This window comes from Photobacterium frigidiphilum (genome assembly GCF_003025615.1).
Taxonomy (GTDB): domain Bacteria; phylum Pseudomonadota; class Gammaproteobacteria; order Enterobacterales; family Vibrionaceae; genus Photobacterium; species Photobacterium frigidiphilum.
The window spans coordinates 14,984-30,914 of sequence record NZ_PYMJ01000004.1; the positions used below are offsets into that span (position 1 = coordinate 14,984).

General features: G+C 41.9%; 12 protein-coding genes. 10 read left to right on the top strand and 2 right to left on the bottom strand.

Going from position 1 to position 15,931, the window contains the following annotated elements; translation table 11 throughout:
- Positions 1-39 precede the first annotated feature (39 nt).
- The 10 genes from C9J12_RS04965 (at position 40) to C9J12_RS05010 (ending at position 12,905) form a co-directional block, all read left to right on the top strand.
- Positions 40-711, top strand: a complete 672-nt coding sequence (locus C9J12_RS04965) for an ABC transporter ATP-binding protein (RefSeq protein ID WP_107241714.1) — start codon at positions 40-42, stop codon at positions 709-711.
- On the top strand, positions 692-3,151 hold the full coding sequence (locus C9J12_RS04970) for an ABC transporter permease (protein ID WP_107241715.1): 2,460 nt from the start codon (positions 692-694) through the stop codon (positions 3,149-3,151). Before C9J12_RS04965 ends, C9J12_RS04970 begins: the two co-directional genes overlap by 20 nt.
- Positions 3,151-4,242, top strand: coding sequence for a lipocalin-like domain-containing protein (locus C9J12_RS04975; protein WP_107241716.1), 1,092 nt, complete (start codon positions 3,151-3,153; stop codon positions 4,240-4,242). Before C9J12_RS04970 ends, C9J12_RS04975 begins: the two co-directional genes overlap by 1 nt.
- Positions 4,243-4,276: 34 nt before the next feature.
- A complete protein-coding gene (locus C9J12_RS04980) occupies positions 4,277-5,572 on the top strand; it encodes an amidohydrolase (protein ID WP_107241717.1) in 1,296 nt (431 codons plus the stop codon).
- Between the two features lie 364 nt (positions 5,573-5,936).
- Positions 5,937-8,231, top strand: a complete 2,295-nt coding sequence (locus C9J12_RS04985) for an FUSC family protein (RefSeq protein ID WP_107241718.1) — start codon at positions 5,937-5,939, stop codon at positions 8,229-8,231.
- Positions 8,232-8,347: 116 nt separating this feature from the next.
- Positions 8,348-9,901 (top strand): TolC family protein, encoded by a 1,554-nt coding sequence (locus tag C9J12_RS04990; protein WP_107241920.1) that lies wholly within the window; start codon positions 8,348-8,350, stop codon positions 9,899-9,901.
- Between the two features lie 5 nt (positions 9,902-9,906).
- Entirely contained in the window at positions 9,907-10,110 is a 204-nt protein-coding gene (locus C9J12_RS04995; protein ID WP_086000062.1) for a DUF1656 domain-containing protein, read from the top strand.
- 17 nt (positions 10,111-10,127) lie between these two features.
- Positions 10,128-11,009: an HlyD family secretion protein gene (locus tag C9J12_RS05000; protein WP_107241921.1), complete on the top strand. Its 882-nt coding sequence runs from the start codon at positions 10,128-10,130 to the stop codon at positions 11,007-11,009.
- A 47-nt stretch (positions 11,010-11,056) separates the two neighbouring features.
- A complete protein-coding gene (locus tag C9J12_RS05005) occupies positions 11,057-11,773 on the top strand; it encodes a potassium channel family protein (RefSeq protein ID WP_006232140.1) in 717 nt (238 codons plus the stop codon).
- On the top strand, positions 11,766-12,905 hold the full coding sequence (locus tag C9J12_RS05010; RefSeq protein WP_107241719.1) for an AI-2E family transporter: 1,140 nt from the start codon (positions 11,766-11,768) through the stop codon (positions 12,903-12,905). Before C9J12_RS05005 ends, C9J12_RS05010 begins: the two co-directional genes overlap by 8 nt.
- 120 nt (positions 12,906-13,025) lie before the next feature.
- On the opposite strand, the gene fhuB is transcribed toward C9J12_RS05010, so the two are convergent.
- Positions 13,026-14,993 (bottom strand): Fe(3+)-hydroxamate ABC transporter permease FhuB, encoded by a 1,968-nt coding sequence (gene fhuB / locus C9J12_RS05015; RefSeq protein ID WP_107241720.1) that lies wholly within the window; start codon positions 14,991-14,993, stop codon positions 13,026-13,028.
- The gene (locus tag C9J12_RS05020; RefSeq protein ID WP_227876289.1) at positions 14,993-15,919 is read right to left on the bottom strand and encodes an iron-siderophore ABC transporter substrate-binding protein; all 927 of its coding nucleotides are present in this window, start codon (positions 15,917-15,919) and stop codon (positions 14,993-14,995) included. Before C9J12_RS05020 ends, fhuB begins: the two co-directional genes overlap by 1 nt.
- Positions 15,920-15,931 lie beyond the last annotated feature (12 nt).

A 15,931-nucleotide genomic window follows, 5' to 3' on the forward strand; every position in this document is an offset into this window, starting at 1 on the left:
AGTTTCACCTTCGGGTATATTTTATTTTGGTGAGTGTTGATGTTACGACTTGTGAAACTTTGTAAAGGTTATCAGGATGGCGGTGAATACCATTCTGTTTTACAGGGTGCGGAGCTTGAGCTTAAACAAGGAGAGCAACTTGCGCTAATGGGCGAAAGTGGTTCTGGTAAAAGTACTTTATTAAACTTAATTGCAGGGTTGGATTCTGCTGATTCGGGTGAAATATGGATGGATAAAGTACCTATTCATTCTATTTCAGAACGTGAGCGTACTGCATTTCGTCGACATAATATCGGGCTCGTTTTCCAACAATTCAACTTATTACCGACGTTGACTATTGCCGACAATATTCGCTTTTGTCGCCAACTTAAAAAATTACCAGAAAAACCTGAATTGTGGCGACAAATCATTTCAGCATTAGATCTTATGCCTTTGCTTGGTCGCTACCCTGAAGAAATGTCGGGTGGTCAACAACAGCGAGCGGCAATTGCCCGTGCATTGTACATGGAACCGACCATCTTATTAGCTGATGAACCAACAGGTAGCTTAGATGAACGAAATGCCAGTGCGGTTATTCGTTTGCTTATCAATTTAACGAAAAAGCTCGATTGTACCTTGCTGATGGTAACGCACAGTGAGCAGGTTGCTTCTCATATGAATGGTTGTATTCGTCTTCAAGGAGGACGCTTACATGTCAAGCCCTGTAGCTAAAGCTCTGTGGGGGCATTATAAACGTCATCCATTTCAAATATTACTTGTTTGGTTAGGTTTAACGCTGGGTATTGCACTGCTTGTCGGTGTAATGGCCGTGAATCAACAAGCGAAAGAAAGCTACCAGCAGGGCGAACAGCTCTTTGCAAACCCTTTCCCTTATCGTATTCGAAATAGTCAAACGGGACTTAAAGTACCTCAAGGCTTCTATATTCAAATGCGACGCGCGGGCTTAAAAACCTGCATGCCCATAGAACAACACCGCATTGTTACAGACCAAGCGCGCGATTTTGAAATCATTGGCATTGATCCAATTGCCATGTTCCCGCTAGTTAAAGGTCACACAACCGTACAAGATCAAAGTCAGTTAATGGATATAATGAAACCGCCTTACCCAATCATGATTGGTACTCAGCTAGCCAATTACATTGGTGTGCAAGAGGGCGATAAACTGACATTAGATTCAGGGCGGAAGATCGGGCCATTACATGTTGTAAGTGATGATCGCGTGGGTGGGCCACGAATGATTGCTGATATGGCACTGATTCGAGAACTACAGCCAAGTGCTGGTTTTTCAATGATAGCCTGTGGTGAAATGTCACCAAAAGCATTAGCGAAGTTAACGAAAATGTTACCGCCTGGTTTAACATTAGAGCGTCACCAAAGTGAGAAATTAGAGCCATTAACCGAAGCATTCCACCTCAATTTATTTGCAATGGGCATGTTATCGTTTGTGATTGGCTTGTTTATTTTTTATCAAGCCATGTCATTATCGTTAACACAGCGTCAACCTTTAGTTGGGTTATTACGACAAGCAGGTGTTTCTGGATTTCAACTGGCCGGTGCATTGATCATTGAGCTTATTGTTTGGATTATTCTAGGATTAATTGGCGGAAATCTGTTGGGATTATTACTTGCTCAGCAGTTACTTCCTTCGGTTGCCGCAACGTTAAATGATCTTTATAGCGCCAATGTGAATATGTCGATTGATTGGCATTGGACATGGGGCTTAGCGAGTGTTGCCATTGCTGTATTTGGCAGTTTACTAGCATGCGGCTGGCCAATGTTGCGTTTGATCAATACACCGCCGGCACGTTTAGCGACTCATATGGCACTTGTTCGTATTACTGGACGAGAGTTCGCCTTACAAGCTTTATTCTCTTGTGTGTTTATTGGTGCTGCTTTTGCCGTTTATCAGTTACCGCATGGCCAGTTAGCTGGGTTTGTGCTTATTGCTTTCATTTTGATTGCATCAGGATTAATGATGCCATTTCTGTTATGGCAGTTATTTCAAGGGCTAGGGCGAGTTTTCAAAGATGCTCGATTACGTTGGTTTTTTTCAGATGCTGCTGCAAGCCTGAGCTATCGTGGCGTTGCGGCAATGGCATTTATGCTGGCTTTAGCCTCAAATATTGGTATGGAAACCATGGTAGGCAGTTTCCGCACCACAACAGAAACGTGGCTAAATCAGCGATTGGCTGCTGATATTTATGTGCGTCCGCCAACGAATGTTGCACCTCGTATGTCTGAGTGGTTAGCAGAGCAACCTGAAGTTGATCAGGTCTGGTGGCAATGGCGTAAAGAAACGCAGACCGATGCAGGCACTTTACAAGCCATGAGTGTCGGCACAAGTAAAGGTGAAAAAAAAGCCTTATCAATTAAAGTGGTAGAGCCTAATTATTGGGAAAAATTACATACTGAGCGTGCTGTAATGGTGAGTGAATCGCTTGCGCTCAAAAATGGTTGGCATCCGGGCGATATCATTGACCTACCAGCACCCATGTTGAAAAACTGGTTAATCACTGGGGTGTATTATGATTATGGTAACCCATACGGTCAGGTCTTAATTTCTCAACCAACATGGCAAGCGTTATGGCCTAAAAATGGTCAAGTTGGATTAGCCATTCACATGAATGATAATACCGACAGTACAGATTTGATGGCCAGAATGGGAGAACGATTCCGCCTGCAGCCTGAAAGAATTAGTAATAATGCCAACTTATTGAATCAGGCAATGCGTGTTTTTGATCGTACTTTTATCGTGACTGAAACCTTAGGTAAATTGACGTTATTCATTGCTGTATGCGGGTTATTTGTCGCGACCATCGCGGGTGAAGTGTCACGGCAAAGACAGTTTGCATTATTACGCTGCATGGGTATGACAGGGCGAGAATTAGCGGCTCTTGGCGGCGGGCAATTATTGGTTATTGGGTTATTATCTGCGTTAATGGCATTACCATTAGGCTTGGTGTTAGCACAGTTATTGATAGATGTTGTATTGAAATACTCATTTGGTTGGACAATGCCAATCAGTTTCTTCCCGAGCCAGTATTTAATGTCTCTAGGCTCCGCATTGTTTGTCTTGCTGTGTGCTGGCGCATGGCCTGTATGGCGATTAGTTAAACGTTCCGCTATTTTATCATTACGAGAGGCATTCTAATGTTTACGCAGAATATTAAACATTTCTTCTGGGTAACGTTATTGTTGATCTTACCATTAGTCGGTTGTGAGCAAAGTGAGCCTTCTTCAAATACAACAGAGGTATTAAAGCAATCTAATACCAATGAGTATCAACCAGTTGTTAAAGGGTATGAACTTAGCTTTCCTCGAGATCATAATAGCCATCCATCATTCAAGTCAGAGTGGTGGTATTTTACCGCTAATCTTGAAACCGATGCTGGCAAGCAAATAGCCGTTCAATGGACACTGTTTCGTATTGCAACAGGGTTAGAGCAAAGTAAAGCGATCGGTTGGAAAAAACCTCAAATCTATATGGCACATGCTGTTATAACGACTGATGAAAAAGTGTGGAAAGCCGAGCGATTTTCTCGTGGTGGTATTGGCCAAGCAGGGGTACTGCAAAAGCCATATCGTGCATGGTTGGATAACTGGTCGTGGCGTTCATTAGGGCAAGGTCCATTTCCTGGCTTATTAGAATTTGAAGATGACGATATGTCTGCACGGTTGGATATCAACAATGTCGGTTCAATCGTCTTGCAAGGTGAAAACGGCTACAGCAAAAAACATGCGACTGATGATATAGCCTCTTACTATTACAGCGCCCCTTTTCTAGATATCAACGGCAGTATTACACTCGATGACATTCAATATAATGTGACCGGTAAAGGCTGGTACGATCGAGAGTGGAGCAGCAGTATGCTGTCAAAGAGCCAACAAGGGTGGGATTGGTTCTCTATACAGCTTGATGATGGAAGTGCCTTAATGATTTCTCAAGTAAGAGAAAAAAACGCCCTGCCGTTTTATTTTGGTTCTCGAAGTTGGCCTGATGGTCGAGTGGTGCAATTAGGTACAAGCGATATTCGATTAACCCCTATTATATATACGTCAGTTGAAGGGAAGAATGTTCCGCTGAATTGGCGTTTAGATGTGAGATCACAAGATTTAAAATTAAAAGTGGAAGCTGTCCGAAAGGAACAGTGGTTACCTTTTGTCTTTCCATATTGGGAAGGGCCAATCAAGGTTGTAGGTAGCCATTCTGGACAAGGATTTATGGAGTTAACGGGGTACTAATCTTGTTTACCATAAGAAGCAATAGGATGATGTCGTGGTACAAAGAATAACGTTTGATGAGCAGGCGCTGTCACAGCGTTTAATGAATTACCGTCGCGAGCTTCATCGCTATCCAGAAGCTGCATGGTGTGAGTTTTTTACAACCAGTCGTATTGCAGGTCATTTAGAAAACTTAGGGTTTGAATTATTTTTTTCTGATCAGATCATAGCGTCCGATACGATCATGGGTCGTGATGAAAGTGCGATAGCAAAAGAACAACAGCGAGCACTTAATTGGGGCACAGACGAGAATACCATATCTAAAATGCAGGGTATTACCGGTGTTGGTGCGTTGCTTGATACTGGCAGGGAAGGGCCTGTATATGTATTCCGTTTCGATATTGATGCTGTCGAGGTAATGGAAAGCCAGAATGATTCCCACCGACCTTGTTTTCTCGGTTTTTCTTCGCTATCGCCTGGTGTCGCCCATGCTTGTGGCCATGATGCCCATGCGGCTATGGGGTTAGGCTTAGCTGAAGTGCTTGCTGAAAATATAGAATTACTGAATGGTAAAATCAAATTACTTTTTCAACCCGCCGAAGAAGGTTGCCGTGCAGGTAAAGCGATTGCAGAAAGTGGTTGGTTAGACGATGCTGATTACTTTGTAGCTGCGCATATTGGTATGAATGTGCCAAGTGGCACATTAGTCTGTGATCCTCAGCATTTCCTTTGTAGCTCTAAGTTTGATCTTCATTTTAAAGGTAAGCCAGCACACGCAGGTATCGAGCCTAATGTGGGGCGTAATGCTCTCGCTGCTGCCTGTACATCAGTTACACAGATGTTAGCCATACCTCGTCACCGTGACGGAATGACTCGTGTAAATATTGGTCAGCTTACTTCAGGTGAAGGGCGCAATGTAATACCGGCACATGCTGTTCTGAAAGGTGAAACTCGCGGTGAAAACCGTGAATTGAACAGTTTCATGTATCAGCAGGTCGAACAAATTGCTCAAGCATCAGCAATGATGCACGGCGTGCGTGTTGAAATACAAGCACAAGGTGAAGCAATCGGTTTGCATAATGATCCTGAAATGGTCGATATCTTAGAGAGTGTTGGCTACGACAGCGGCTTTACTCATGTTGTACGCCAGAAAGATTTTGGTGCAAGTGAAGATGCTGGCTATTTGGTTGATCGGGTGCAATCTAAAGGTGGAAAGGCCGTGTATTGTTTAGTGGGATCTGACTTAACAGCAGGGCATCACAATGGTGATTTCGACATTGATGAAAGCCGCATGCTATCAGGCGTAAAGTTATTTGCCTCTGTGATTGAGAAAATACAAGTCCAGCAATAAGCATTAGTCTTCTTATCGATATATAGACAGAACATATTTCTCAAATCCTCAATATGAATGTATTGGGGGTTTTTTTATATCTAAAAAATACTATATTTTATATTCATAAATCATGAATGCATAAGTTTCCACTTTTTAACCGTAAAATCAGCATGTATTTTTAATATTCTTTTATCTTCTTTGAATCGTTCGATCCTGACGAATTAGAACTTTTTTGTTTTTACTATTCTAGGTGAAATTAAAAAATCTGATTATTTTCTGATTCTATAATTATCAGTAGATTGAAACATTTAATTACGCTAATTTCCCGTTTTGACCTAACCTTGAGATGTGCCAAGCGTGATTTTTTTGATAAGGAATATGGATGTCAGTTAAAGACACCAAACAATTGGAACAACCTAATGTTTTAAGGTCAATACTGTTATTTAATAACTGGCTTCTTCCTTTTTGTTTAAGCGAGAAGTTTAAGTTCGCCTCTAAAGTCGCACTGAGCCTGACGTTGGCTTTTTTAATTCCAATGGCAATGGGCTGGTCTCAAGCGGCAACGGCGGCAACAACCGTTATGCTTATCGCATCTACTGGCAGCCGCCGTGAATCCCTCGCTAAAGGTACATTACGTGTGCTTGGCACTATCGTAGGCGCGATCATTGGGTTGTTGCTGGTTGGATTGTTCGCGCAAGATCGTTTGCTGTACATGCTAGCGGTATCCATTGTTATTTCCTTTGTGTTTTATATCCGTAATGCTTACAAACAAGACCCGACGCTGTTTATGCTAACAGGCGTAATGGTGTTGATGATGTCGAACGGGGGTGATGCAGAAGGCGCATTTACATACGGTGTCGATCGTACCTTCATGACGTCGTTTGGTGTCATTGTTTACACCTTAGTTGGTGTGTTTGTTTTTCCTACCAAAACAGAACAAAACTTACGAAAGCTAACCGATGATTTAAGCCAGATACAACAAACACTGTTTAACCGTTTAATTGCTGTACCGTCAGATGTTCAAAGCATAAATGAACAACCAGAAGATAAAAATCCAGACGAAAAAAATGAAGATGCACTGGAAGCAACCGACGATCCAGAGGCCAAAGAAATTCCCTTACAAGATGCAATTAAACAGCTTTATGCTGCACAAAATGCTTTAGAGCAGAGGTACAGCGCAATAAGTACAGAATGCAGTGATTTGTCGGCGTATAAAAAAGAATGGGATTTAGCGCTGTTTTACTACAAACAAGTGACGCTTCTACTTATTTTTGTTGCAGAAAGCAAAAATGAACAATCTATTGATATCCCTTCTTTAATTAACGACTACAAAGATGCCGTATCACAAATAGATGCTTTATTTACTGCATCACAAGAAGCTTGGGATGATAAAGATACAGTGCGTGAGGTGGGGGAACCCTTAAAGGTCGATATTAATACACAAAAATTATCGCAGTGTACTCACCTTGAAAAGGGTTCTGTTATTGCATTTGGGTATTTGATTAATACTTTACACGAAAAACTATCACGCTTAGCAGTAACAGCAAGTTGCATTGACTCATTAACAGGGCGTGTCTCTTTTAATGAAACGTTTCCTAAGAAACCGGGTCGATTTTTACTGTGGGATGCTGAAAATGCAAAAACTGCCATTAAGGTTTTTGTAACCTACTGGGTAGCCGGTATTTTATGGATTTATTTTAATCCTCCGGGAGGGTACAGTTTCGTTATTTTTGCCACAATTTTTGCATCGGTATTATCTTACTTACCCGTTCATCCTGTGTTGTTGTTAGTGTTATTTACTTTTGGTTTCTTGTTTGCTGTACCTGCCTATGTCTTTATTTTACCTCAACTGTCGTTAGGTATAGAGCTGGGCGCCTTTCTCTTTATCTATACCTTTGTGGCGTTTTATTTATTCAAAGGCCCAGTCACTATTTTCTTTTTATTGGGACTGTTTATTTTAGGTATCGATAATACGATGACATACCACTTCGGCATTATTCTGACGATTATGTTGTTGTTTTATCTTGTCGTATTCATGATCATTTTTTCTTATTACTTTCCATTTTCATCCAGACCTGAACATCTGTTTCTTGTTATGAAAGAGCGTTTTTTCAGGCATGTTATGGGTGTTTTGCGCTCGCACCAAATACACAACCCCTCACTGTTTAGTCGTTTACGTTGCCGTTGGCATGTCGTCACGATGAATGTGACGATAAAAAAAATGATGATGTGGAGCAGTAAAATTAATCACAAATATTTTGACCAAACCTCACCAGAAGCTCTCGCAAAATTTACAGGTGCATGCAATTTATTAAATAACCACCTAAACACATTTGTAATGGCTGACCAAAAATTCCAAACAAATATGTTAGTTAACAAAGTAAGAGAAACCTACACCGATCAAGTACTACCGCACATGGCGAAATCTTTGGCGGGTGGGCGTAAAAATGAAGCACTGAATGAGATTTTTCATTCTTATACTATCAATTATGAGAGCACTGAAGAAAAACTTGAAAGCTTTTTCAATGGCTTGAGTTTGAGTGACTATTCTCATACAGATATAGCAGGATTATATATTTTTCTGAATTTAAAGAAGAATGTCTTTGAAGCAATGAATCAATGCAAAGTAGCGTACGAGGATATCAGTTGGGTGAATTTGCGACAGAAGAGGTTTTAGGGGTATGAGCAATGTTTAAGAAACACTTAAAAACATGTATCACTATACTGCCGTTATGCAGCTTAACCGCTTGTACCGTTGTAGGGCCTGATTATAAGGCTATCGAGTCAGTAAAAATGCCAGAGGCTTGGACTCAAAATGATACCGAGCAAGCGAATAAGAATATTGAACAATGGTGGATGCAATTTAATGATCCTACATTAAATACCTTGGTTGAACGTGCTAACCAGCAAAACCTTGATCTTGAATCGGCAGGGTTACGTATTCTGCAAGCTCGAATGGTATTAGGCATTTCTGATTCATTCCGTTACCCACAAGTACAAACTGTATCGGGTAACTTAGCGCGTGCTTACAATAACGAAAATTCGTTTAACAACGCTGCATTGTCTTTTGATGCTGGCTGGGAAATGGATATCTGGGGTAAATATTCGCGTGGCATTGAATCTGCTGAAGCTGCAATGTACGCAACCATTGCGTCTTACAATGATATTGCGGTGACTATTTCTGCCGAAGTAGCGCGTAATTACGTTAACTACCGTACATTCCAAGAACGTATCTTATTATCAAAACGTAACATTGAAGTGCAAAAACGTGTGGTTAATATTACTCAGGTTCAATTTGACTCTGGCAATGTAACCGAGCTGGATATTCAACAAGCAAAAAGTCAGTTATATGGCACGCAAGCGGCACTGCCATCATTAGAAATTGGCATGAATCAGGCTCGAAATGCATTGGCGGTATTATTAGGTGTTATGCCTTTCGAAGTTGAGCCTTTCCTTCAATCTGATGCCATTGAGGCTCGAATGAAGGCATATAACACGGGGTATTCTCAAGCTAACTCAAAACGTACAGCCGCGAGTTATGATAATTATTCCTTGGTCCCTCGTGCTCCAGGCATGAGTACAAGTGTTGATGCGTCTTTGGTACTTCGCCGCCCTGATTTACAGGTTGCAGAATTACAAGCACATGCGCAAAGTGCCCAAATTGGTGTTGCAGAATCAGCGTTATACCCAAGTTTCTCTTTGTTTGGCTCCATTGGTGTTAATAGTACCGTTCAGTCGGGCAGTAGCTTTAGTTTTAGTGATTCACTCACGCTCGCTGCTGGCCCAAGTTTTTCTTGGAATATCTTTCAATATGGTCGAGTGAAAAATAACGTTCGCTTAGAAGATGCACGTTTTCAAGAAAGCCTGACTAACTACAACAAAAAGGTGTTAGTGGCTGTTCAAGAAGTCAGTAATGCTTTGGAGTCTTACGAGTTATACCAACAGCAAAAAGCCCTCCGTTTAAGTTCTGTTAGCTCTGCAGTACGTGCCTACAATATTTCTATGACGCAATATGAGAACGGACAAATTACGTTTGAACGCTTGCTGAATTCGGTAGAAACGATGACACGAAGTGAAGACAGCTACGCGCAAATCAAAGGCAATGTTGCCAATCAGGTTGTTGCTTTATACAAAGCATTAGGCGGTGGCTGGGAAGCGAACACAGGTAAAGCGTTTATTAAAGATGCGCAAATCCAGCAAATGAAAGAAAGAACAGACTGGGGTGATAAGCTAGATAATCCTCAAGTATTACCTCCGTTATTGCCCGATCCCGTTAAGCAACCCAAACCCTTATTTGAAGATGAACTCGGCTTTACTGATTCTACGAGCAATGAGGGGGCAGAATAGTGCAGATCCCTCATGAATTACAACTCGGTGATATTTACTATTCGCCTTTTTTATTAGTGATGATTATTGCCATTATTGCGACATGGATAACCGTCGCTATTTTAAATAAAACACGGCTATCTCGATTAATAGCATTTCCATCAATTACGTTTATTGCGATTTCTGTTTTCTATGTTGTCGCGATTGATAGTTTCTTTTTACGATTTTAGGTGTGATTTTGAACAAGATAAAAAAACTATTTGTTATAGCGCTTAATATCCTAATCATAGGAGGCGCAATCTATCTGGGGTATCAGAAATATGAAGAGTATTTCAACAACCCATGGACGCGCGACGGTCAAGTTCGGGCAAATATAATCAAAGTCGCCCCCCGTGTTTCTGGGCCCATTGTGAATGTGGCGGTAAATGATAACCAATTTGTACGTAAAGGTGATTTACTGTTTCAGGTTGATCCAAGCACTTATGCGATTTCTTTATCACAAGCTGAAGTATCACTAGAGCGTTCAAAAGTAAGCTCGCGCGGTAAAAAGATCGAATACGATCGCTTACTGGATATTCGCGCTAAAGATAAAGGGGCGGTTTCTCATAAAGATCTTGTGCGTCGACAAATTACGTATGAAGAGTCACTGCTGCAAATTAAATCAGCAGAAGAACAATTAAAAGCCGCTAAATTGAACATGGAGTTCACTAATGTGCATGCATCGGTTGATGGCTACGTATCCAATATTGATATTCGCAATGGCACACAAGCAGTTGCCAACCAGCCTTTGATTGCGTTAGTCGATAGTAATAGTTTCTGGGTATTTGGCTATTTTCGTGAAAACCAATTAGAACAAATAGCAATTGGTAGCAAAGCCAAAGTAACGCTAATGGCACATCCCGATAAACCCATTGAGGCGGTTGTTGAATCGTTAGGCTGGGGGATAGCCCCGAAAGACGGCACCGTAGGGTATAACTTACTGCCCAACGTGAACCCTGTTTTTCAGTGGATACGATTAGCACAGCGTATTCCAGTTCGTATTGCCGTTAATGAATTACCTGAAGGTGTCGTATTACGGTTTGGTTTGTCTGCATCCATTATGGTGCTGCAAGACAAACCAGAAGAATAATGTGAAAAATTTATTCCCGATTTCAGATAATAACTGCGAGGCTAATTATGACCGTAGAGACAAATAATAATCAGAACAACAATGTTCCGAAGAAGAAAATAAATGAGGCTAACAACTTTTATTATATGACTGTAGCGCTTGTTATGTTGTTAGTGAGTACGTCACTCGTCGAGGTGTTACCGAATAAATTCGGTCTACTTGAATATATATTGGAAGGCTTTACTGCGCTTACATTTTTGGTCTGTTTAGTGAGTTTGCGGTTTGATAAAAATTGGTACCGATTCATGATGACATTGGCCGGGTGCTGGTTAGTTGCCACAATTATTCGGAACTTGTTAGGTGTACAGCAAATGGATTTAATCATGTTGGGGCTAATGTTTAGTTTCTTCTTTGGAACGTTTAAATCCGTTGCACGACAAATATTGTTCACTGGCAGTGTTGATTCCAACAAAGTTGTTGGCTCTGTCTCGTTATTTCTTCTTTTAGGCCTAATGTGGACCATTATCTATCTGCTAGTAATGGAATTTTCACCTGAAGCATTTACAGGCATGACTGCCGCCCCATGGGTAGAGAACTTCTCTCGCATGGCTTATTTCAGTTTCGTCACCTTAACCACATTAGGTTATGGCGATATCAGCCCTTTATCACCTTTTGCACAAGTTGTTGTATATCTTGAAGCAATTGCTGGCGTGTTTTATATGGCGATTGTCGTAGCCAGTTTAGTGAGTTCGAGTCAAAGTAATCAGGAAAAACAAAATGGATAAACAAGTAGATGCTAAGCAACAAATAGACGCTCAGCAGAGTAAAATATTCGTCAATAATATGGTTGAATCTGCCATTCGAATTGGATTGTTGTTTATCCTAATTGTATGGACGTATGACATTATAAAACCGTTCGTCATCCCTGTGCTATGGGGTGCAATTATTGCCGTTGCATTATTACCATTAACTCAAAAATTACAAAATATGCTAGGCGGTCGCCGTGGCTTATCGGCAACAATATTGGCATTGCTGGGTATTACGCTGTTAGTTGCTCCTTTTGTTTTGGTGTCAGGTTCTATTTTTGATGCAGTAACACACTTAACTGACGTAGTACAAAGCGGCGAAATTAAAATTCCCGGTCCAACACAGCGCATTGCTGATATCCCTGTTGTTGGTGATAAGTTGTTTGAAGTGTGGTCGCTGTTTTCGACGAATTTAGAAAAAGCCGTCACGCACTTTTTGCCTGAAATTAAAACTGCAGTAGGCGCAATGGCATCTTTGGTCGGCAGCAGTTTAGCATCCCTAGTGATGTTTATTATTTCCTTAGCGATTGCGGCAGGTTTCATGACGCACTCTATAGCATGTTCTGAGGCAATTGGAACCGTGGCTGTTCGTGTTGTGGGTAAACACGGTGAAGAATGGACAACACTGACAGCGGCAACTATTCGTAGTGTATTACTTGGTGTTGTTGGCGTTGCCTTTATTCAGTCAATGCTGGTGGGTGCGGGCATGTTCGTGTTCGGTGTGCCTGCTGCGGGTTTAATTACACTCGGCGTGTTGATCTTGGGTATTGCTCAGCTTCCAGCGCTTATTATTGTTGCTCCTGTTATCTTTTATGTGTTCTCGACACAAGACACAACATCGGCAACCATTTTCACAGTTTGGGTATTGCTTGCTGGTATTTCTGATAACTTCTTAAAACCAATGCTAATGGGCCGTGGTGTTGATGTACCTATGCCAGTCATTTTGATTGGTGCTATCGGTGGTATGTTAGCGGCTGGCATTATTGGTTTATTCCTTGGGGCGGTTGTATTGGCTATTTGGTATGAACTATTCGTGACTTGGTTGAAGTTAGATCAAGATGAAACGCCATTAGAAGCCGCTCAAGAAGATTTGGTTGAAGCAAAAGATTAACCGTCTTCATTTGTGATAATGAATATAAAAGCACTTTAATCGTGGGGCAGGGTATGTACTGCATACCCTGTAACCAAGAGAAAAACGCTTTTAGTCTTGATTTATTACTTCAATCTATTGTTATTTTAACCTATTGATTGTCATTAACAATAAGAAGTAACATCCACCAATGATCGCGACAAGTGTGCCTGCAGCGATTTGTGTTGGATATAAGATCACTTGTCCCAGCCAATCAGCCCAAAGCATTAAGGTTGCACCAATTAAACCGCCCACCGTTAATTGATATTTCGCTTTTTGAGCGCCTAACAACATTGCCATGTGTGGAGCAACTAAGCCGACAAAGGAAACAGGCCCCATAGTAGACGTTACAATCGCACACATAAGCGCAACGATAACCAATAGAACGATGTTGGCGTGTTCGGCTTTAAGGCCTCTTGCATTAGCAAATTCACGACTGATTGATATGAGTGTAAGCCAACGAGAAAGGCCGAATGCAACCGCCGCAAGGGCAGTTACAAACAGTGCCAAAGATAGTGCCTGCGGCCCTGTAACACGATAGGTTGAACCCGCGAGCCATAATAGAATTTTGTAGCTATCTGCAGAGCCTTTCGCTAAGAAAAATTGCACTAAGGCTTCTAATAAAGCGGTGAGGGCGATACCCGTTAAAATAACGCTAGCAGGAGAAAAGTTGTGACGTTTGCCTAATAGTAACAATAAGACAAGTACAGCCAAACTGCCTGCTAATGCGACTCCCCAATGAAATGCAAGCATTGATGAACCAACAAATAAGCTTGTGATGATAAGGGCAAAAGTAGCACCAGATGAGACACCCAAGATATCGGGGCTAGCAAGTGGGTTGTAGAGAATACGTTGAAGCAGTGTACCAGCTATGGCTAAAGCGATACCCGAGAATAATGCGGTAACAATACGCGGCCAGCGTAATTGCCATTGATATTGTCCTGGTATTGCCCATTGCCAACTTTGGCTATCGAGTTCTACAAAGGTATAAATTGCTAAACCCGCGATGAATAAACCCACGAGGCTTATTATCAATAGCGGTGATAATTTAGCACTGCTCGTGGCTAAAGATATATTGAGTTGATCTTGAGCCTTGAGCTTTCTTCGGCTGAACCATATCAGTGCGGGTGCGCCGATTGCCGCTGCGGTGACGCCGCTAGGGATCATTTCTTCAAGCCAATGACCGAGAAGCATTGATAGGCTATCCGTCACGAGTAACAGGCTAGCACCAAGTAGTAAGCTTGTGATTAACTCTTCTCTTGGAGTACGCGCCCCAAGTGCTCGAGCAATATTAGGCGTAAGTAGGCCGATAAAACTGATCACACCAACAGCGGTGATCGAAGCGGAAACAAGCCAAATACCCATGATCATAAGCAGAGAAAAAGCGGGCAGTACTGCTAACCCACGTGCAGCGGCTCCTTCCTGACCAAGACGGAGTAAAGTGAGAATACGCGGTGCAACCAGCAAAATAATGATTGCAATTGACACGCGTGGTAACAGCCAGTTAAACCACCCCCAGCCATATTGTGCGAGATCGCCAGCGCCCCACATAAAGACATTTTGTGCAAACTGAGCATTCAAAATCACCAAAGCAGTGGCGATAGAACCGAGTAATATATTAACGACCATACCAGAAACCACCAGTGGCAGCCCTGTCATATTGCGTATACCGGCTATCATTACAATTAAGCCAAATGCAACTAAAGCCCCGACCATAGCTGCCAATGCGCCATAGTCGGCGACCCAATCGACAAACCAAATGTTGACGATAACCAGTGCTAACCAAGCACCTGACGACGTTCCCAATGTAAGTGGTGAGGTTAAGCTATTTTGAGTGAGTTGTTGCATTAAGCTGCCCACTAAACCCAACATAGCGCCAACCAGAACAGTGATACTCAGTCTTGGTAGTTGAGAATGAATGAAAAATATGTCGGTAAAGGACTCTGCCAGTTCTGGCGAGCGTACGAGTAGCCACTGATTAGTAAGCGACAAACTGGTATCGACTTGTAGGCTCAAAAGGCCGAAGAGGAGAGTTAGGGCAACTAGCCCTGCATAGTGTAGTTTTTTCATTATTCTGGTGCGACTTCCAATAGACTGTCGGTGATCGCTTCTGCCATGTATAGCAATGACATCGCACCACCATAATTCCAAACAGATCGAACAGAGTGAACATGTTTATTCTGAACAAAGGGCATTGCTTGCCATAGCACTGACTCTTTTAGTTTTTTTTCTTCAGGGAACGGTAAGATATAAAGCACATAGCCATCTTCAATGTACTGTAATTTATTGATTCTTCGCTGTATTACCCCCCATGGTTGGTCCTGAAAAGGCAGAGGATTACTGAGCCCTAACTTATTTACAACATACTGAGTTGTTGAGTTTTCGGTATAAAAGAAAACTGAGCTCGGGGTTGAAAACCGCATAACGACAACATCTGGAAGTTTTTGAACGGGGTCTTTAGCGAGTTCATATTTAAAGAATTTGGCTTCAAGTTGCTGCCTTAGTTCGGTAAATCGCGTATCCATTTGTTGCAGTTTCTGCGAGGCCAATGCTTCCTTATCAAACAGTGTTGCGAGTGTCTTAAAGTGTTTAATTGCAACCGGTGCAGCATCTTCTTGTTTACCAAAATTAGACAAGTAAACCACGGGGGCAATGCTTTCTAAAATTGGCAAAAGATCTTGCTGAGGCGATGCCGCGATAATGACATCGGGATTTAATGCTGCAATTTTTTCAAGATTAGGTTCCGAACGTGTTCCTATTTCCTCGATAGAATCGGGTGCGGTAGGGCGTACTACCCATTGCTGATAACCAATAACATTGGGCGCAGCAAGAGGTGTGACTTCAAGTGCCAGCAATTGTTCAAGAAGATCCCAATTGAGTACGACAACACGCTTCGGACTTTCAGCAAAAGTTTGTTCGCCACGGCTGTCTGTGATTGTAATTTCGGCATGAACGATGTTCAGAGAGCTGATAAAGAACAGCATTAGAAAATACATAATGCGAGAGAA

Coding starts and splice junctions, on each gene's coding strand:
- C9J12_RS05010 (WP_107241719.1), top strand. CDS start 11,766: ATGGATAAACAAGTAGATGCTAAGCAACAAATAGACGCTCAGCAGAGT.
- C9J12_RS04985 (WP_107241718.1), top strand. CDS start 5,937: ATGTCAGTTAAAGACACCAAACAATTGGAACAACCTAATGTTTTAAGG.
- fhuB (WP_107241720.1), bottom strand. CDS start 14,993: ATGAAAAAACTACACTATGCAGGGCTAGTTGCCCTAACTCTCCTCTTC.
- C9J12_RS04965 (WP_107241714.1), top strand. CDS start 40: ATGTTACGACTTGTGAAACTTTGTAAAGGTTATCAGGATGGCGGTGAA.
- C9J12_RS04975 (WP_107241716.1), top strand. CDS start 3,151: ATGTTTACGCAGAATATTAAACATTTCTTCTGGGTAACGTTATTGTTG.
- C9J12_RS04970 (WP_107241715.1), top strand. CDS start 692: ATGTCAAGCCCTGTAGCTAAAGCTCTGTGGGGGCATTATAAACGTCAT.
- C9J12_RS05005 (WP_006232140.1), top strand. CDS start 11,057: ATGACCGTAGAGACAAATAATAATCAGAACAACAATGTTCCGAAGAAG.
- C9J12_RS04990 (WP_107241920.1), top strand. CDS start 8,348: ATGCCAGAGGCTTGGACTCAAAATGATACCGAGCAAGCGAATAAGAAT.
- C9J12_RS05020 (WP_227876289.1), bottom strand. CDS start 15,919: ATGTATTTTCTAATGCTGTTCTTTATCAGCTCTCTGAACATCGTTCAT.